Genomic DNA, 18,379 nt, shown 5'->3' on the forward strand with positions numbered 1-18,379 from the left:
GTCGCAAATCTGAATTGCATTTTTCTACTGTAAAAAACCTAACTACTTTGCAATCAGGCAGAATAATTTTGCTGTTTTCTATTCCTCCCCTTCTTATTTTGATATGATCTTTAATCAGGATTAATATCAATTAATTCATACTAACTGATCGATTTCCCAAATGGTGAAAATGCAAGGTTCATGAGTTTGAAATGTTGTCTTCCAAATGGGATGCCCACAATAGTGATACATAAAAGTATTCCAAAGAATAAATGTGTAAGTGCAATCCAAACACCACCACAAAAGAACCATATAATATTCATAACGGTTGACAGGCAACCTGTATTGGATGAGGTATCTGTGATTTTAACTCCAAATGGCGCTAGCCCGACAATGGCAAATTTAAAACACTGGAGTCCGAAGGGGATTCCAATAATCGTCAGGCAAAGAATCAGCCCTCCTATGATGTATTCAAAGAAGATAAATATCCCACCGAAAATAATCCATATTATATTGCCTGAAAAGTTCATATTGTATGCTTTTGTCTTTTGTAATTAAGATAAGAAATTACTGAATTAGTTACAATCTAAGTGATAATTATTATCATTAATTATAAACTTCCGATTATTTAATACAAATTTGCGGATCATTACTAACGCAGGTTTATGAGTAAAACTAATTTCTTTAACGGTCACGATTACTTTATTGATGAAAAAATACATTTTTTCAAGTTTGCGAACGTCTATAATATATTCAATGAAACTGGTGAAAACATTGGTGCAGTCAGACAAACCTTATCTTTTGGGCAAAAACTTCTGACACTTTTGATCGGTAAACCAGCTTTACCTTTTAAATTGGAAATTGTAAATTCTGAAGAAGAAGTGCAGGCTACAATATCCAGAGGCTGGACTTTTTTTATGTCAAAAATCATAGTAAGTGATCCTGATGGAAATGAGCTGGCTTCTATTCAGCAGAAGTTTAAATTATTTAAACCAACTTTCAGGATTTTAGATAATTCAGGTCAGTTGATCGCTGAGATCAAAGGAGATTGGAAAGCCTGGGCATTCCAGATCAAAGATGGTAATGAAAATGAAATCGGTACAATCAGTAAAAAATGGGCTGGTGCAATGCGGGAAATCTTTACAAAAGCTGATAAATACAACGTACATATTGATCCACATTATACAGAAAGCAAACATAAAGTTGCTATTTTATCAGCGGCAATTACTATTGATATGGTATTAAAAAATCAAAAGTAGGCTGTTTTTGAGTAGTTTCTGCCCATCTATTTGAAGTCAGGAGTTCAGGCTAAATCTTTTGGTATCCCTGAGATATAAAAAGTAGTCCCGTCTCCTATTTTACTTGTTGCCCATATTTTTACGCCCATCAACAGTGCCATGTCATAAGAAATACTTAAGGCAAGGCCCGCGCCCTGATCATTTGTATTTTCCCAGTCGCTTGCATTGGCTTTGAAAAGCTGATCAACTTTATCCTGGCTCATTCCTTCGCCCTGATCTTTGATCGCAATCACTATACGCTCATCTTTTGAATAACAAGAGATATGAATAGTTCCTGCTGCTGGTGAATATTTAGTCGCATTGTTAAGCATGTTCCGGATAATAAAAAGTAGCATATACCGATGCGCGAGCACTGCAGTTTGTACAGGTATATCCAGAACCAGTTTAATATTCTTTTTGGCCTGGGCTATTTTAAAGAAGGAATTTGCCTCGGGGATCAGTTCGTTTAGGAGAAGTTTTGATGGCTGATATTTGAAGCCGCTTTTCTGAGATTTAATCCATTCCAGCAATCCGTCCATGAAAGAAAGGCTTTTTTGTGAAGTTTCACTCAGTTCTGCCATGATCTCCAATTTTTCTTCTTCGGTTAACAAATCAACATCCGTATTGAACACGCTGGAAAGCATTACGATGGTACTGAAAGGTTGTCTGATATCGTGCGCAATCACAGAGATTAGCATGGTATTGAAATGATTCGTTTGCTGTAGTTCCTTATTTTGTTTTACTGCGACCTCATGTAATTCGTGCTGAACATCTCCGTATTGTCTTTTGATTCTTAAGGAGCGATAAATAACAAATAGCATAGCCATGCTTACAGCAAACAAACAACCAAGCAAAGTTATTACTTTAAGATTTGAATTCTCCTTCAGTTTGAGTTCTTTATTTTCATTCTCATTCAAAGCAAAATTCATATAATTATAGCCAGACTTATTGGTCGCTTTGCTGATAACATCGCGCTTAGCAAGTAATAGTGACATATAAAAGTAAGCGCTGTCCATCTGGTTATGTGATTTGTAAAAATTATACAACCGCTCTGATAGAAGTAAATAAAATTCAGGGTAGCCGTACTTTCTGGAAGTATCTAATCCCTTTTTATAATAATCAAGACCTGCTTGTGTATTTTCGGAGTCAAGAAAAATATCACCTAAGCCAATATAACACTCTACTTTTGTATATTGAAGACCTAAACTATCTGCTTTATGCAGTATTCTGGTTTGTATTGCAATTCCTTTTTGTTTTTCTCCAGCATTGTAAATTTGTAATGCGCGTACTTCTTCGTAAAACAAAAGTAATCTTTCATCCTTATATTTTTGGGCAATTGCCAGACCCTCTTTAAACAACATCATTGATTTTTTCTGACTAAGATTCTGATCTATAGAGATGACATTACTGATAATCAGTGCGCGGATAGAATCATGCTTCAGGGATTTACTCTTTTCATAAGCCAGGTAAATATAGCGTAAAGCCTCCTTGTCATCCTTGTCTACAGACATCAGCACACCAATATTCATGAGTACATGGCAGACATTTCCCTGATCATTGATTGATTTATAAATCCGGAGTGCATCATTAAAATATTTTGCAGAGAGATAATTATTCACAGAAACGTTGGAGATAGCCTCGCAATTTAAAGCATCAGCAATCCCCTTATTGTAATTGAGCCTTATCGCTATTGCTTTAGCTTTTTGTGCGTAAAATTTACAGGAATCACGGTAGTTCATATGAGATAATATCGCGATCCTGTTCAGCACATCTACATATTTTATGCTGTCTTTAATTAAATGGATGCTTGATTCGAGCCTGTTAATTTCGTGAGTCTGGGAAAATACACGGGTATAATTGACTAAAGAAATAATGAGGATAAATGAGAGAACAGGAAATTTAAACATAGGATAGAAAATGAGTAGCTCGGTTAAAAAACCCATTCGTCGATGGAGGGATCAAATATCCGGCCATGTTTAAAATCAGGGGTTTATCAGTTCAGTTGTTAATGGTTAGCTTTTATATTTCTTTCAGCAAGTTCAACAGTATGAACTATTCTTTTTTCCCTTGTTTCAGTTTTTTTTGCTTTAAGGATCCATTCCAGGATAATTCTTTTAGAAGAAGCGGAAAATGACTGAAAGTTTTTATAAGCCGTTTCTTTCTGATCAAATAGTTTTTGCAAATCTTCGGGTATGCTGGTGTTCGTTTCCATTTGAATTGATTTCTTGGAGATTTGATTTATTCTTAAAATTACAGCACCACTCCTTCTTGTATAGGTATTTTATTCCGCTGGACAAAAGCATGAAAAACAGGATTAAATTCCATCAGCTGACTTTCATTTTTCTTGTCTACAGACATGTTTATACTCTGGAAACTGTACTTATTCTTCACAGTGAAAGTATAAGACAGGTACTGTATTTTCACAAAAGCAATTGCACTTGCAGGATAGTTTTTAATTATCTTTTTGCTTTCCATACTGGTAACCGTTAAATAATCATTTTATAAACATAAAAGTCCGTAATGTGCAAATTTTCTGATGAATATCCAGGCAATTATTACCCATGGAATAATTAATACTATCATTATAGTCACAATTGATATCTGAGCAAGGTTTATCCCGATTAATTCTTCCAGCTGATTCTGATATTCAAAAGATAAGATCAATGTAGCCACAAATCCGATAAATAAAAATACACCAGCAAACAGCGTTTTACCCATAGGAAGTGGCAATCGCATTCTTATAGTGGCATCGGGCTTTTCCATGTGTGTTCAGCATTAAAAAATTTATTTAAATAAGGTGCAGTACGGCTGTTTTTTGACTTCGCTACCAATGCCGGAGGACCGGAAGCCACAACCATCCCTCCTTTTTCACCAGCTTCAGGGCCAATATCAATCACCCAGTCGCTTGCAGCAATCACATGCATATCATGTTCTACCACAACAACTGTGTTTCCTTGTGCTACAAGCTTATCCAGCTGGGCCATTAATTTTTCTACGTCAGCTGGATGCAGTCCTGTAGTCGGCTCGTCCAGGATATAGAGTGTATTTCCATGTTGAATACGCTGGAGTTCGGTAGCGAGCTTAATTCGCTGTGCCTCCCCGCCAGAAAGTTCTGTTGCCGGCTGTCCCAATCTTAAATAACCTAAACCAACCTGTCTCACCACATCCAGTGCGCGGAACACTTGCGGCTCTGCATTAAAGAACTCACAGGCGGCATCGACAGTCATCCCTAATACATCCGCAATATTCTTTTCTTTATATTTGATTTCCAGTGTTTTGTGGTTGTATCTTGTGCCTTTGCAAGTTGGGCATGGCGCATATACGCTGGGTAAAAATAACAATTCAACCATTACAAAGCCTTCTCCTTCACAATGCGGACAGCGGCCTTTAACGACATTGAAAGAAAAACGCCCTGCATCATAACGCCGGCTTTTAGCCATTTCAGTCGCTGCAAAAAGCTTCCTGACCTGATCAAATAATCCAGTATAGGTAGCCAGGTTTGATCTTGGTGTCCTGCCTATCGGTTTCTGATCTACACGTACCAGGCGTTTAATCGCGTCCATTCCTTCCGTAATTTTTCCGTCTTTAGTCAACACTTTGTCCAGTTCCAGTGTTTCAGCTTCTTCTGCTGAAGCAGTCAGTAGTTCTGCCTCCTGACCCAGCTGGCCTGCAACCAGTTCAACCAATGCCTGGCTCACTAAACTGCTCTTTCCGGAGCCCGAAATTCCAGTTACACTGGTAAATACACCCAACGGAAAAGAAACAGCTAAGTTATTCAGATTGTTACGGGTAACGTTTTCCAGACGAAGCCATGCTTTAGGTATTCTGGTTTTTTTAGGGGTAACAGGTTGCATTCCAAAAATATAATTTCTGGTCACTGAATTTTCAATTTTACTGAGTCCTTCGGGTGGGCCGCTATACAATACATGGCCTCCTTTTTCTCCTGCATCTGGCCCCACGTCTACAATCCAGTCGGCATGATGGATCACATCAACCTCATGTTCTACTACAAAAAGTGAATTCCCTGAATCCTTTAATCTGTCTAAAGCCCGTAGCAATGCTTCAGTATCTGCAGGATGCAGACCTGCAGAAGGTTCATCTAGTACATAAACGACCCCAAAAAGATTAGAACGCACTTGTGTTGCCAACCTTAAACGTTGTAATTCTCCTGGTGAAAGTGTGGGGGTACTTCTTTCCAGGTTCAGATATCCAAGCCCCAGATCAAGCATCACGCCAATACGGGCAACCAAATCCTGAGCAATCCGCTGCGTAACCATCGCTTTTTCGGGATGCGCTTTTTCTGCCTTGGTTAATGGCGTGGCTTTCTCTTCCGTATAAGGACGAAAGATCTCATTTAAGCGGGACAGTGTAACTCTTGACAACGCTGCAATATCCAGTCCTGCAAATTTTACCGCGAGTGACTCCTGGCGTAAACGTTTACCATGACACAATGGACACTCCCCGCTTAGCATATACTTTGAGACTCTCTTTTTCATCAGCTGACTCTGCGTATTGGCAAAAGTATGGAGCACATATTTTTTAGCGCCGGTGAAGGTCCCCATGTAGCTGGGCTCGAGTTTATTTTGGAGTGCTTCTTTGACTTGTGCCGGATTAAATCCGGCATATACTGGAACTACTGGTTTTTCTTCCGTAAAAAGAATCCAATCCCGTTGTTTTTGCGGAAGGTCACGCCATGGAATATCGACATCATAACCTAATGTAGTGAGGATATCCCTGAAATTCTGGCCTAACCAGGCAGTTGGCCATGCAGCAATAGCCCGCTCCCGGATCGTAAGCGAATCATCAGGGACCATAGATTGCTCGGTAACTTCGTAAACTCTCCCTAAACCATGACATTCCGGACAAGCACCTTCAGGTGTATTGGAAGAAAATGCTTCTGCATAAATAATTGATTGGCCATCAGGATAGTCTCCGGCGCGCGAATACAGCATTCTCATTAAATTCGATAAGGTGGTCACACTACCTACAGAAGAACGTGTAGTACCAGATCCACGCTGCTGCTGTAAAGCAATTGCTGGCGGTAAACCTTCTATTTCATCTACTTCTGGAATAGCCATCTGGTTAAATAGCCGTCTGGCATAAGGAGATACTGATTCGAGATAACGGCGCTGTGCTTCAGCATATAATGTTCCGAAAGCTAAAGACGACTTTCCAGAACCAGAAACACCCGTGAATACAACTAATGCATCACGGGGAATTTCCAGGTCTATATTTTTGAGATTATTTTCGCGGGCCCCACGTACTTTGACGAAGCCTGTAAATGTTTGTTTTTTCTGATTTGCCATTGGAGTATTCCATATCATAACAGCCAAGCCAGAAAATTGATTTAAATTATAGCAATTAACTGCCTGAGGTGCTGCTTTTCTTCACATCGCTGTTATCAATACCACGCTGATTCTTTTTTATTGAATCCTTTAATTTTCCAAAACGCCAGTTTAAACTTACATTAAAAGAGCGGTTATAATTCTGTGAACGATAGTTTTGCGTGAAGTTAGTGCCTTGTGTAGAGGTCGTATAGTATCTGAATTTCGAAAAGACATTATTTACGCCAGCAGAAAGTGTGAGTTTATCTTTGATGATTTCTTTACTCCCGCTAAATGACGAGAAGAAAAAGGCACTGGTCTGCCCTTGTAATTGTATCTCTGGTGCTTCAAAAGTAGCGCTTGCATTCGCTTTCCATCCGTGTTCAAATTTATAGCCAGTATTGATATATGCACGTCCCGTTAACCCTTCATTTTTAGTCATTTGCCCATCAATAGCACCTTGAATCCAGATGTAACCAATATTTCCATTCATTGCAACATTCCATTTTGAGGTAATCGGGTAATTGATATTCAGGTTAGTACTGAGTGCTTTATCTTTACCTATATTGAAAAATGTAGCTCTTGTAATCTTATCCTCTTCATTATAGACTGAAACATTCTGTATCGTGTTATTTGCAAACCTGTAACTTAACCCCACATTTATTGATCCCTTTTTAAACTTGCTATAAGTCAATTCAAAATTATTACTCAATACAGCTTTCAGCTCAGGATTACCTGTAGTCCAGAAATTAGGGTTAGAACGGTCCACAAAGGGATTTAAATTATCAATACCTGGTCTTTCTATTCTTTGTGTATAACCAAAATTCAAACTGCTCATGTCTTTAAACTTGCGGTTAACTGATAAAGTAGGAATCAGATTGAAATAGTTCGTGTTTACATTAGACCCTGCGCTGATAAAATCTGCTTTTACAAAGGTACCTTCTGCACGTATTCCAGCTTTAAAGCCCCATTCCTTCAGGTTATAAGCATAGGAGTTATAAGCGCCAATCACATCCTGGTCATTGTTGAATTTATTAGTCCGTGCAGGATCAGTTTGAAATTGTCCGGTAGCATCATTCAGGCTTTCATATTCGAAATTGCTTTTGTTTGTTCTCAATATCCCTTTAATACCGCCTTCAATAGTAATACTTTTCAAAGGATGTATGTAATCAAGTTGCAGGGTTTGTTCTTTTGTGCGGCTATTGTTTTTCTGGTTGAAATCCGGATCAGTAAAATTGGCCCTGTCCAGGAAAGTCAGGTGGTTTTCTAATGGATTTCCTGAATTACCGTTTTTATAAGAGAAAGTCAGCAAGCGGTCTTTATGTCCTTTAAAACCTAACTGGTAATTCAGGGTTGCATCAAAACCATTCCAGCCGAATCTGTTTCTGCCGAGCTGGTTATAGCCAATATTTTTGTTACCATCGGTCAAACTGAACAATTGGCTGGTATAGGATTTATTATAGCCTCCATAAGGATTCAATTCCATAGTGACTAAGTTTAAAGTATCAATTTCATAACTTAATTCTACACCGCCGTACCGGTAATTGTTATCAAATCTGCGTGTACCCTTACTGATTAAGGTAGTGGGCAGATCTCCGGTGGTCGTTCTGGTTGTAGAGGATTCCGTTTGTGGTGAACTGTAAAAACCAGTTCCCCCGTAAGCTGTCATTCCAAACTTACCTTGCTTAACAGTAACAAAACCACCCATTCCAGGTCCGCCAACTGGTCCCTGGTAACGCAGGTTTAAGCTTCCATTATATCCATTGTCAATTTTCTTTGAAGTAATGATATTAATAATACCTGATAAGCCTTCACTATCATATTTGGCTGGCGGTGTGGTAATCACCTCTATTTTAAGTATAGAAGAAGCTGGCATACTCCGCAATACATCCTTAGGACTTCTGGCTACCATAGTAGAGGGCTTACCATTGATCAGTATTTTATAATTACCGCTTCCCTTTAACTTTATATTATCATCGGCATCTAAAGATAACAATGGTACTTTGCGCATCATATCCAGTACGGTAAGCCCTTTACTCTCAGGGTCTGCCTGGATATCATAACTAATCCTGTCAATTTCCTGTTTAATCAAAGGCCGGTCTGCAGTCACAGAAACTTCCTTCAAATTATTAGATTGGGAAACCATAAGTATGCTTCCTAAGTCGGCTGTTCCACTTGTGAGGCTTACTGAAACGTTTTTAGCAGGATAGCCAATAGCAATTGCAGTTACGGTATATTGACCAGGTGCTATCTTCTCAAAGCTAAAATTTCCAGCAGCATTAACAACCATGGTTTTGACCACAGCATGATCCCTTTTAAGGGCAATAGTCATCAAGTCGATCGGCTTGTTCGTGGCGGAATCAATTACCGAACCTTTAATCGTACCTGTTGTAGATTGCGCGGCAACAGGGAAAGTAAAAAAAACGGAGAGGCAGAATAAAAATAATAAGGTTGCGTAGTTCTTGGTCATTTAGTTTTTAGGTTGGTAATCTGATCATAAGACGCAGGCACATTTCATTTGTTGCAGAGGTTATGTAATAAACTTGTTTCCAGGCAAATTTTATTCTACAAGAGAATTTTAAGTTAAATATTAAAATACAATAAGCTTTTTAAGCTAAATAAATAATGATTTAACGGATAATATTTGTTTACTAAAAGGTTTAATCATTTTTCATAGTGTAAAATAAACGCAATTATACCTAATGTTTAAAACCTCGTTTCCATAAAAGGAAAGAAATTATATTTAACAATAAATATAGTAATAAGCTTATTTTCTATTAAATATTAAATTAATTAGCAAAATATTGTAAAATAATGTATTATATTGTAACTATATTTTATCCGGATTACCTTTTTTCTCTCTCATTCGAGTCACATCTACGGGCATTTTCTAAACCTATAACCAAATATTATCAATCTACCCTATGAACAAAAAATTGTCTTTATTAGGCTGTGCGCTTTGCTGTGCCATCTTATTTTCCTGTAAAAAGGATCTCTCTTCCGCTGGGGCAGCGGCTGCACCAACCATTGTACGTGCCAATGAATCTGTAAGTGTCTGGGTAACAACCACTGACAAGAGCAAGTTATTGCAAACTCAGGCTAATGTGTCGTTTGCGGCAGATGCAGGGACCAATCCAGTAACTATTAACATTGATGAAGCTACCTCCTACCAGGGAATTGATGGTTTTGGCTATACCTTAACCGGAGCAAGTGCCTCTTTAATCAACGGACTTGGCGCAGGACAAAAAAACACCTTACTACAGGAGTTATTTGCTACTACAGGATCAAACATCGGTATCAGTTATTTAAGGATTTCGATTGGTGCTTCTGATTTAAGTGCACAACCTTTTACCTATAATGATCTTCCAGCAGGTCAAACAGACAATAACCTGAATAATTTTAGTATCAGCCGGGAAATGACCGACCTGATTCCTGTATTGAAAAGTATTCTGGTCATCAATCCGAATATTAAAATCCTTGGTTCTCCATGGACTGCCCCTATCTGGATGAAAACGAACGGAGCTTATGTGAATGGCAGTTTAAAACCAGAATATTATGATGCTTATGCCAGATATCTGGTTAAATATATTAAAGCGATGCGTGATCAGGGGATTATCATTGATGCAATCACCCCACAAAATGAGCCTTTAAATCCTTATAATAATCCAAGTATGGTTATGCAAGCTACTGATCAGGCCAATTTTATCAAGAACAATCTTGGGCCACAATTCAGTGCGAATCAGATCAAGACTAAAATTATTGCTTATGATCACAATACAGACCGTACTGATTATCCGCTGGCTGTGTTGCAAGATGCTGCGGCAAATGCTTACGTGGATGGTTCTGCCTTTCATTTGTATAGTGGAAATATCAATGCCCTGAATGATGTACATACCGCTTTTCCTGCTAAAAACATTTATTTTACAGAGCAATGGGTTGGTGGTCCGAGTAACTTCGCCGGAGACCTGCAATGGCATGTCAATACCTTGATTATTGGCGCAACAAGAAACTGGAGCCGTAATGTACTCGAATGGAACCTTGCTGCCGATCAAAATTATGGTCCACATACGCAAGGCGGATGCAGTACTTGTGAAGGTGCTTTAACAGTTAATGGAAGTAATGTAACCAGAAATGTATCTTATTATATTATCGCACATGCTTCTAAATTTGTAAGGCCAGGGGCGGTAAGGATCGCTTCAAATATTGCAGGTACTATCCAGAATGTCGCTTTTAAAAATACAGATGGCACTAAAGTAGTCATCGCTTCTAACAGTGGTTCATCAAGCAGTACCTTCAAAGTGAAATGGGGAACGCAATCTTTCACTTATACGCTGCCTGCCGGTGCAGTAGCTACCTTTAAATGGTCTGGCACAGCTACCGGAAACCCGGGGACAGCTCCTATTGGCCAGGTCGTAAGTTTAAGAGGCTTCAATAATCAATTTGTAAGTGGCGAAAATGGTGTTAAAGCCATGTGGTGTAACAGAGCTGCTCCTGGTGACTGGGAAAAATTTACAGTTGTAGATGCAGGTGGCGGTAAAATTGCCCTGATGTCGATGAATAAATATGTTTCTTCAGAAAATGGCGCCGCTTCAGTGACTTGCAGCAGAGCTACGATCAGCGATTGGGAGAAATTCGACTGGGTAGTCAATGCGGATGGGAAGATCTCTTTCCGAGGCAATAACGGCTTATATCTTTCTTCAGAAAATGGTGTAAATGAAATGACCTGCACCAGGCCAACTATCTCAGGATGGGAAGCTTTTAGTTTGAATTAATCAAATCCTAATAACCAAATCTAATCCTATCACCTATGAAAACAATTAATTTAATGCTGTGCCTGCTTGCGGGCGCACAACTTTTGAGTTCTTGTAAAAAGGACGTGAATGCATCCTCAGAGAATTCTTCTGCCAATACTGACCCGCGTGCAGTAAGTTATCAGCTCTTATGGTCTGATGATTTTAATGGAAATTCGGTAAACCAGGCAAACTGGTCTTTTGAAACCGGTGCTGGCGGCTGGGGAAACAATGAAAAACAATACTATCAACCGGACAATGCAACTGTAGCTGATGGAAACCTGATTATCACGGCAAAGAAACAGAGTGTAGGTGGAGCACCTTATACTTCTGCAAGAATGATTACCAGGGGTAAAAAGGAATACACTTATGGCAGATTTGAAGCTAGAATCAAATTGCCTCAGGGACAAGGGCAATGGCCTGCATTCTGGATGCTTGGCGCAAATATCGGTAGCGTAGGATGGCCAAAATGCGGTGAAATCGACATCATGGAAAATGTAAATACGAATTCACAAGTATTAGGTACTATCCACTGGTTCGATCAGGCTTATGCTTATTATGGTGGTAATACCAATACCAGTCCTCAGAATTACCATGTTTACCGCGTAGACTGGACGCCAACTGCAATTAAATGGTATGTAGATGATGTACAATTTCATGAAGCCAATATTGCCAACAGTATTAATGGTACTGATGAATTTCACCGTCCGTTCTTCTTACTGTTAAATATGGCCGTTGGTGGTAATCTTCCGGGACAAACTATTGATGAGAGCAGATTACCTGCAAAAATGTATGTAGATTACGTGAAGGTTTACAAAATTGTAGGTTCATAATTTTGTGAAAAGGGCCTTTAACTTAGCTGTAAATCTGATGAAATTGTGCATGTTCCTTTTCCTGCTGACTATTGCGATTTCTGCCAGGTCGCAATCGGGCACAAATTATTCAAAAGGTACAACTGAAAAAAACACAATAGAACTCCAGGTTTATGGTGCTTATAGTACCGCAGATTTTGACTGGTCGATCGCTGGCAATAGCTTGGGCCAAAATCCCAATGTGTTATCGGAGGTCAAATGGAAAAATATAAAAGGCCCGGGTATGGGACTGGATATTCGTTTGAATATCTGGTCTCCTATCTTTTTAAAAGTAAATTATCAGCGTAATTCTATTAAAAGTGGTAAAGTATCTGATACAGATTATGCTGCTGACGACAGGATGAACCCGGGTTATCAGGCAAATTTAAATAGCAACGAAGGTTTTTCTTACCATTATGCAGTGGCTGGCGGTTATGAATTTAAGCTAAACCCTTTGCTTAAACTCAGTCCATTTGCAGGTTATCTGAAAAGTGCCCAGCATTTGCATCTGAAAGATTTTAAGGAGGAAACTGATCCTGCTATCAAAACATTAAACAGTACTTACCAGGCAAACTGGACTGGTCCGATGATCGGTATAGAAGCTAATCTCCGGCTTGGTAACCAGCTTTCAATCCACGCAATGCTGAACTATAAACAACTTAAATATAACGCAACTGCCGATTGGAACCTGATTGATGCATTTGTACATCCGGTAAGCTTCAGGCATACTGCTAACGGTAATGGAACTGATGGCTTTTTGCAAATAAACTTTCGCTTTAACCCTGTTTTATCTGTCTTTATACGTGGTAATTACAGTTACGCTAATACAGGTAAAGGTACTGATGAACTGTTTTTGGCAGATGGTCAAGAAGTTCAGTCTCAATTTAACGGGGCTACCAGGCATGGAACTGGTTTAGCTGCGGGTCTTGGTTTAAGTCTTTAAATTGACGTATATTTCAAAAAAATATATTGCAATGACTTCATCTTCTCTGCAACTCCTTTACGGTAACATAGATATTTATCTATTTGACCAGTTATTGAAAGGCCATTACAACAATTGCCAAAAAGTGATAGACGTTGGTTGTGGTGGCGGACGTAACCTGGTTTACTTTCTCAATAACGGTTTTGAAGTCTATGGAATAGATCCTGACCCAGTAGCGATCAATGCAGTTAAAGCCTTGGCTGAGCGTCTTTCGCCCACCCACCCACTGCTTAATTTCAGGGTTTCCAGTGCTGAGGACATGCCTTTTGGCGAAGAATATTTCGACTTGCTGATTTGCAGTGCTGTACTGCATTTCGCTGACAATGAAATGCATTTTAAAGAGATGCTGCTGGCGATGTGGAAAGTAATTAAGCCAGGTGGGTTCTTTTTTGCCAGGCTGGCTTCAGTTATTGGGATAGAGGAGCTGATCAGTCCTTTAGGCAACGGCCGGTATTTGTTACCAGATGGAACAGCACGCTTTTTAGTGAATGAACAAACTTTACTGGACTATACCAATGAGCTCAATGGCTATCTGTATGAGCCCATCAAAACTACAAATGTTCAGAACTTGCGCTGCATGACGACCTGGTGCCTGCAAAAATTATAAACAAAAAGCCCCGTTGCTTTCACAACAGGGCTTTCTATGCTAGGTTTTAATCTATTTTACATCGCCTTTAACTTTGTTAATTGAACGCTGACCTGGCAGATAAATCTGGAAGCCAAAAGACAAGCCCAGGTTATTTTGGTAACCAGTGTTTCCAAATCCTGCTGTTGCATTGTATTTTAACAAGGTTTCTAAACCAATGTTAGGTGTAATGAAATAAGCAAAACCAGGACCGAAACTGAATGCTAAACCATTCGTGTTAGCGCCACCTTTACTTGTATTTGTACCACCAAAACCAACGGTAGCCTCTCCAAAGAAACGGCCATGTTTAAGTACTTCAGTGTCTGCACCAGTATAGTAACGGCCTAAACCACCAAAACCATAGTTTGTTGTAGTTGGGCCATCCTTAACGGTCCTTAATCCTAAATTCACGTAACCACCTAAGGCAACATTATCTTGAATAAACCAGGCCGCTTTTGGTGTAATGTCCAGGCTGAAGTTTTTAGAACCGTTCAGATCTAAGCCCAGATTAGCCAGGTTACCACCAACCATTACATTACCTTTTTGGATTTGTGCATTTGCAGACAAGCCAACTCCTAAGATTGCAGTTAGCAGGCATAAAGTAAATTTTTTCATAAGATATTTGTTTTAAACTGTTAAAATTAATCAAGCTATTCTTGCCTGAATACCCTAAAAACCCAATGATTGGAGAAATGTTTTAATTTTTTTCTGTTTTTTTAAAGTTTGTTTACAAACCTGCTGCAGAGCCTGATGTGAATATTTTGAGCGGATAACTGCAAGTTTAATTGCTGTGCTTTTTCAGGATAGGATTAACCTGAAATAACCTTTTAATTTAAAAATCAACAGCTTAGGATTTAATTCGTGATAGCTTGACTCACAATATTTACACTAATGTTTGCAAAGACTGGCTGTTTAAGGGATATATTTTCTTTTACTTCTTATAAATAGCCGCAAATTCTCTTGTGATAGTCGTTTCAAAGAAAAGTATTAGCCATGCTAATATGATTTTCCAACAAATCTTCTTTTCAGCGATAAAAACATGTGAATAAACTTTCAGATTGGTGGAGAAAATTATTTCTAATAAGTGTAATTTGTATTTATAAATTCCTACCTTAATGCTGACTACTAACAACTTACTCTATGAAATTTTTCAAGCTTTCTCCTGCTGCCAAGGGCAAATCAGGAAAAATTGTTACTGTAACTTACAGTCTGAAAAAGTCTTCGAACGTAACTCTTCTTCAAAATGGTTTCAGCATTGGCTATACCCATATTGATCTGGCTCACGACCAGGACAGTAACCCTGATAATTTCTCTACCAAAGGTTCTCAAAATTATTTATGTCTCCTTGAAGAGGATGGTTTGCAAGTTACTTTATATGCGGGTGGTTTGTCAGGTGATTTCTGGACTTTAGAAATTCAGGCAGATGGTAAACCACTCGCTGCAAACACAATCAAGGTATATACAGATACCAATGGGAACCTGGATTATAATAAACTTACAAAATAACGCTATGAAAACGCTTTACCTGCTGTTACTATTAAGTATAGTCCTGTCTGGCAGGGCTGTTGCACAAATTATTGCGGAAGATGCAAGAGGGGAATCTTCTGTGATTACTAAAAATTCGGATTTTTCATTTAACCTGAGCGAAGCAGCGCTGTCTGCTTCATGGAATAACTTCAGGAAGCTGGCTATAGAAAAACCTTCACAAATAGTTTGGGGTTTGTCTGCCAGTGGAAACAACAGAGAGGGCATTGCAGATCTATTTAACGGAGGTAAGCTGACACCACAGTCTAAAGCTGGTATTTTTATTGGATTAAGAAAAAGCTATCAGACTACTGTGCTTGAGCTGCTAAAAAGGATTAAAGAAATTGAAGATGCAAATCCTGATAAAAATGAGGCCGCTGTAAATGCTATTAAGCTATTAAATCAGCAAATAGAAGCTAACCGGAGAACCAGGCATACGCAATCTTTAACAACTTATATCAATGCCGGGCTCAATGCAGATAATTTCAGGCTCTATAAACCTGAAGATGCGCCTTCCCTGTCCAAAAGGTTTGAAAAGGTCAGTTTCAGAGGCGGCTTTGTGGATATAGGTTTGAATTATGAATATGCACCACGCTGGGTATTTGGTATTGCCTTAGGTTATGAGCGCTATAATAATCTTGATTCTTTAGCCCTGACCAGTTACACGCTGAAAAACACCACAACAGCGAATAATGCTGAACTGTCAACAGAAACTAAGCTCAGCGCTTACCAAGGCGGATATATGGCTTATAACAGGGCTAATATAAAAACTGATGCACTATATTATGGCCGGGTTAACGGTGATTACCGGTTGGTTTGGAATACTTTGTATACACGGATCATTCTGCCTTTACAGGAAAAAGAGATTAATAAGGTCTTTCAGGCAGGTACAGCAATCAATTTTTATAAAAGTGAAGGTAAATTTGCCGGTGGTCTTTATTTGCAATCAAATGATGTATTTAACAGCCTTCACAGTACAGAACAGTTCCACGAACGGCTTTCCTTTGGTATCGTAGCTAAATATTCTTTCAGTTCAATTATGTCCAGAGATTTCGCGAAATAGAAACCCAATGTCTTATCTAAATCCTTAAGCTATGCAAGAATTACATTCCACAGGTATTCCCGGAGATTTTTTCACTACAGCCAGCCTGAGTACTTTAGCGGGGGCTACTGGTGCAGTTTATATTATTTGCAGTACAATCCAGAAAGTCTTTGATTTTAATCCAAAATGGCTTGCACTGTTGGTTTCTATCCTCATCTCGTTTGCAGCTGCCTTGTTGACACAGGCTGCAGGAAATGAAGTTTCCAGGTATTTTATTGCTTTGCTAAATGGTTTTCTGATCTATGCTACTGCAACAGGTACAAACCAGGTATTGGGTTCAAAAACTGACCCTACTGCCGCTGCTAAGGCTGGTTTCAGGCCATTTATCAAAACGAAAAGACGCTTCAATACCACCTGGTGGTAAATATTACTTCCTCAACTAATTTTAAATCCTCTTGCTTATGAAAAAGAACAATTTTGCTTCGAAAAACTACATTCTGCTCCCCGTCTTCCGCACCAATATTACCAAACAAGACAGCCCAAATGTAGCCAGGTTTCTGACCATGCTTAGTAATTCTGCTGAACATTCTTCCACAGTTAGTCTGGCCAGCAGAAATATGCACCAAAAATCAAGTGATGACATCCCTGTTATCGTATTGGATTCTATTGAAAAACAAGGCGCAAAGTTGATCAGGATCAATGACGATGAGCTGGCTAATTTCCGTTTCTCCTACCCCGGATTAAGGATCATTGAAGAGAAATTCTACGATCCTGCAGTTTGTTCACCGAAAAAAATACTGATCCAGATTGAGCAGGTTGAAGTAAAAACCGCAGTTACTGTAACGGTTAAGGATCCCGATGGCAAAGGGATCCCAAATGCCACAGTCGTACTTTTTACAGATTTTACAGCGAGTAAAGGAGCTTCCGGAGTCACTAATGCACAAGGGACTATCTCTTTAAATCTGAATAAAAGTATTGCAGAACGTATTTATATTTACGCAGACCATAGCTATTGGGGTTATTTTAAAAAAGATGTGCAATTGGGTGCCACCCTTGACATTGAACTCGTACCTATCAAGCTTGACTTCAAAGATAGCCTGAGATACTTTTATGATACCGCTAAATTGCCTAAACTCCAGCAAAAAGTCCGTGTTGGAATTATTGACACTGGTGTTGGCCCTCACCATGACCTGAAAGTTACAGGAGGTAAAAACCTGGTCAGGGGTGAAAAAGAAACTGATTATCAGGATAATGGCGAAGGTCATGGTACACATGTAGGTGGGATAATTGGAGCTTACGGTGACCTGAATGGTGTTGCCGCTGGTGTAGAAATTATGAGTTACCGTGTTTTCCCAAAAGGAAGTGGCGCTTCAAATTTTGACATTATGAAAGCGATCAATGAAGCTATAACAGACCAATGTGACCTGATTAATATGAGTCTTGGACAATCACAGGTTGATGAAGGGATTACAAGCTACATTAAAGAAGCTTATAATGCCGGAATTGTGTGTTTCGCTGCAAATGGAAATGACAACAGAAGTCCGGTAAGCTTCCCGGCTAATGATAGTCTTTCTATTGCGGTTTCTGCGATGGGCAGACTCCATACCTTTCCGCCAGATAGTGTAGAAAGTGGGGCAGTACAAGAGCCATACGGCACAGATACCGCTAATTTTATAGCTGATTTTTCTAATATTGGCCCTGAAACTGATTTAACCGCGCCTGGGGTCGGAATCATCTCTACCTACCCAAATGACTTGTATGCGGTGATGGACGGGACCAGTATGGCTTGCCCTGCAGCGGCAGGTATGGCAGCGAGAATACTCGCTGGTAACCCTGAACTGCTTAATTTGCCAAGAAATCAAACCAGAGCAGACGAGATGGTGAAATATCTTTCTGTCAATATCAAAGCTATAGGCTTTGGAAACCTGTATGAAGGTAAAGGTATGTTACAGCCACAAGCAGCGGCAAAATAACTACAAACTACA

Annotated in this window: 17 protein-coding genes; 9 read left to right on the top strand and 8 right to left on the bottom strand. The window is 39.2% G+C overall.

Annotation, left to right across the window (positions count from 1 at the left end):
* Positions 1 to 140: 140 nt before the first annotated feature.
* Complete coding sequence (locus tag AY601_RS07265) at positions 141 to 509, bottom strand: YccF domain-containing protein (RefSeq protein ID WP_068398579.1); 369 nt, start codon at positions 507 to 509, stop codon at positions 141 to 143.
* 135 nt (positions 510 to 644) lie between these two features.
* Here AY601_RS07265 and AY601_RS07270 point away from each other — a divergent pair, with 135 nt between their 5' ends.
* Entirely contained in the window at positions 645 to 1,238 is a 594-nt protein-coding gene (locus AY601_RS07270; RefSeq protein WP_068398582.1) for a phospholipid scramblase-related protein, read from the top strand.
* Between the two features lie 44 nt (positions 1,239 to 1,282).
* Here AY601_RS07270 and AY601_RS07275 read toward each other — a convergent pair whose 3' ends face one another.
* The 6 genes from AY601_RS07275 to AY601_RS07300 all read right to left on the bottom strand — a co-directional run bounded on the left by AY601_RS07275 (position 1,283) and on the right by AY601_RS07300 (position 9,050).
* Positions 1,283 to 3,163, bottom strand: coding sequence for a sensor histidine kinase (locus AY601_RS07275; protein WP_198163638.1), 1,881 nt, complete (start codon positions 3,161 to 3,163; stop codon positions 1,283 to 1,285).
* Positions 3,164 to 3,261: 98 nt separating this feature from the next.
* A complete protein-coding gene (locus AY601_RS07280; protein ID WP_068398589.1) occupies positions 3,262 to 3,468 on the bottom strand; it encodes a YdeI/OmpD-associated family protein in 207 nt (68 codons plus the stop codon).
* Between the two features lie 38 nt (positions 3,469 to 3,506).
* The gene (locus tag AY601_RS07285) at positions 3,507 to 3,731 is read right to left on the bottom strand and encodes a hypothetical protein (protein ID WP_068398592.1); all 225 of its coding nucleotides are present in this window, start codon (positions 3,729 to 3,731) and stop codon (positions 3,507 to 3,509) included.
* Between the two features lie 24 nt (positions 3,732 to 3,755).
* Complete coding sequence (locus tag AY601_RS07290) at positions 3,756 to 4,019, bottom strand: hypothetical protein (protein WP_157287767.1); 264 nt, start codon at positions 4,017 to 4,019, stop codon at positions 3,756 to 3,758.
* Positions 3,995 to 6,562 carry an excinuclease ABC subunit UvrA gene (gene uvrA / locus AY601_RS07295; RefSeq protein ID WP_068407281.1) on the bottom strand — a complete coding sequence of 856 codons (2,568 nt, stop codon included), beginning with the start codon at positions 6,560 to 6,562 and terminating at the stop codon, positions 3,995 to 3,997. Before uvrA ends, AY601_RS07290 begins: the two co-directional genes overlap by 25 nt.
* Before the next feature lie 55 nt (positions 6,563 to 6,617).
* A complete protein-coding gene (locus tag AY601_RS07300) occupies positions 6,618 to 9,050 on the bottom strand; it encodes an outer membrane beta-barrel protein (RefSeq protein WP_068398597.1) in 2,433 nt (810 codons plus the stop codon).
* Positions 9,051 to 9,504: 454 nt separating this feature from the next.
* On the opposite strand from AY601_RS07300, the gene AY601_RS07305 reads away from it, so the two are divergent.
* The 4 genes from AY601_RS07305 to AY601_RS07320 are packed head-to-tail and all read left to right on the top strand — an operon-like array spanning position 9,505 to position 13,810.
* Positions 9,505 to 11,352, top strand: a complete 1,848-nt coding sequence (locus tag AY601_RS07305; protein WP_068398599.1) for a glycoside hydrolase family 30 beta sandwich domain-containing protein — start codon at positions 9,505 to 9,507, stop codon at positions 11,350 to 11,352.
* A 35-nt stretch (positions 11,353 to 11,387) separates the two neighbouring features.
* Positions 11,388 to 12,203, top strand: a complete 816-nt coding sequence (locus AY601_RS07310; protein ID WP_068398602.1) for a glycoside hydrolase family 16 protein — start codon at positions 11,388 to 11,390, stop codon at positions 12,201 to 12,203.
* Between the two features lie 49 nt (positions 12,204 to 12,252).
* Complete coding sequence (locus AY601_RS07315) at positions 12,253 to 13,164, top strand: autotransporter domain-containing protein (RefSeq protein WP_068398605.1); 912 nt, start codon at positions 12,253 to 12,255, stop codon at positions 13,162 to 13,164.
* Positions 13,165 to 13,195: 31 nt separating this feature from the next.
* The gene (locus AY601_RS07320) at positions 13,196 to 13,810 is read left to right on the top strand and encodes a class I SAM-dependent methyltransferase (RefSeq protein ID WP_068398607.1); all 615 of its coding nucleotides are present in this window, start codon (positions 13,196 to 13,198) and stop codon (positions 13,808 to 13,810) included.
* A gap of 51 nt (positions 13,811 to 13,861) precedes the next feature.
* On the opposite strand, the gene AY601_RS07325 is transcribed toward AY601_RS07320, so the two are convergent.
* The gene (locus AY601_RS07325; protein WP_068398610.1) at positions 13,862 to 14,443 is read right to left on the bottom strand and encodes a hypothetical protein; all 582 of its coding nucleotides are present in this window, start codon (positions 14,441 to 14,443) and stop codon (positions 13,862 to 13,864) included.
* Between the two features lie 525 nt (positions 14,444 to 14,968).
* On the opposite strand from AY601_RS07325, the gene AY601_RS07330 reads away from it, so the two are divergent.
* From AY601_RS07330 to AY601_RS07345, 4 genes are read left to right on the top strand one after another with little or no spacing between them, the layout of a single operon-like run.
* Positions 14,969 to 15,334: a hypothetical protein gene (locus AY601_RS07330; protein ID WP_068398614.1), complete on the top strand. Its 366-nt coding sequence runs from the start codon at positions 14,969 to 14,971 to the stop codon at positions 15,332 to 15,334.
* Positions 15,335 to 15,338: 4 nt separating this feature from the next.
* Positions 15,339 to 16,415 (top strand): hypothetical protein, encoded by a 1,077-nt coding sequence (locus AY601_RS07335; RefSeq protein ID WP_068398616.1) that lies wholly within the window; start codon positions 15,339 to 15,341, stop codon positions 16,413 to 16,415.
* 31 nt (positions 16,416 to 16,446) lie between these two features.
* Complete coding sequence (locus tag AY601_RS07340) at positions 16,447 to 16,818, top strand: hypothetical protein (RefSeq protein ID WP_068398619.1); 372 nt, start codon at positions 16,447 to 16,449, stop codon at positions 16,816 to 16,818.
* A 37-nt stretch (positions 16,819 to 16,855) separates the two neighbouring features.
* On the top strand, positions 16,856 to 18,367 hold the full coding sequence (locus tag AY601_RS07345; protein WP_068398621.1) for a S8 family serine peptidase: 1,512 nt from the start codon (positions 16,856 to 16,858) through the stop codon (positions 18,365 to 18,367).
* Positions 18,368 to 18,379 lie beyond the last annotated feature (12 nt).

The sequence above is a fragment of the Pedobacter cryoconitis genome, assembly GCF_001590605.1.
In the GTDB taxonomy this organism is placed as follows: domain Bacteria; phylum Bacteroidota; class Bacteroidia; order Sphingobacteriales; family Sphingobacteriaceae; genus Pedobacter; species Pedobacter cryoconitis_A.

Excerpts from the sequence above, each read along its gene's own strand:
- AY601_RS07275 (WP_198163638.1), bottom strand. The coding sequence starts at position 3,163 with ATGTTTAAATTTCCTGTTCTCTCATTTATCCTCATTATTTCTTTAGTC.
- AY601_RS07300 (WP_068398597.1), bottom strand. The coding sequence starts at position 9,050 with ATGACCAAGAACTACGCAACCTTATTATTTTTATTCTGCCTCTCCGTT.
- AY601_RS07340 (WP_068398619.1), top strand. The coding sequence starts at position 16,447 with ATGCAAGAATTACATTCCACAGGTATTCCCGGAGATTTTTTCACTACA.
- AY601_RS07280 (WP_068398589.1), bottom strand. The coding sequence starts at position 3,468 with ATGGAAACGAACACCAGCATACCCGAAGATTTGCAAAAACTATTTGAT.
- AY601_RS07320 (WP_068398607.1), top strand. The coding sequence starts at position 13,196 with ATGACTTCATCTTCTCTGCAACTCCTTTACGGTAACATAGATATTTAT.
- AY601_RS07290 (WP_157287767.1), bottom strand. The coding sequence starts at position 4,019 with ATGGAAAAGCCCGATGCCACTATAAGAATGCGATTGCCACTTCCTATG.
- AY601_RS07310 (WP_068398602.1), top strand. The coding sequence starts at position 11,388 with ATGAAAACAATTAATTTAATGCTGTGCCTGCTTGCGGGCGCACAACTT.
- uvrA (WP_068407281.1), bottom strand. The coding sequence starts at position 6,562 with ATGGCAAATCAGAAAAAACAAACATTTACAGGCTTCGTCAAAGTACGT.
- AY601_RS07270 (WP_068398582.1), top strand. The coding sequence starts at position 645 with ATGAGTAAAACTAATTTCTTTAACGGTCACGATTACTTTATTGATGAA.
- AY601_RS07335 (WP_068398616.1), top strand. The coding sequence starts at position 15,339 with ATGAAAACGCTTTACCTGCTGTTACTATTAAGTATAGTCCTGTCTGGC.
- AY601_RS07325 (WP_068398610.1), bottom strand. The coding sequence starts at position 14,443 with ATGAAAAAATTTACTTTATGCCTGCTAACTGCAATCTTAGGAGTTGGC.
- AY601_RS07315 (WP_068398605.1), top strand. The coding sequence starts at position 12,253 with ATGTTCCTTTTCCTGCTGACTATTGCGATTTCTGCCAGGTCGCAATCG.
- AY601_RS07330 (WP_068398614.1), top strand. The coding sequence starts at position 14,969 with ATGAAATTTTTCAAGCTTTCTCCTGCTGCCAAGGGCAAATCAGGAAAA.
- AY601_RS07265 (WP_068398579.1), bottom strand. The coding sequence starts at position 509 with ATGAACTTTTCAGGCAATATAATATGGATTATTTTCGGTGGGATATTT.
- AY601_RS07285 (WP_068398592.1), bottom strand. The coding sequence starts at position 3,731 with ATGGAAAGCAAAAAGATAATTAAAAACTATCCTGCAAGTGCAATTGCT.
- AY601_RS07305 (WP_068398599.1), top strand. The coding sequence starts at position 9,505 with ATGAACAAAAAATTGTCTTTATTAGGCTGTGCGCTTTGCTGTGCCATC.
- AY601_RS07345 (WP_068398621.1), top strand. The coding sequence starts at position 16,856 with ATGAAAAAGAACAATTTTGCTTCGAAAAACTACATTCTGCTCCCCGTC.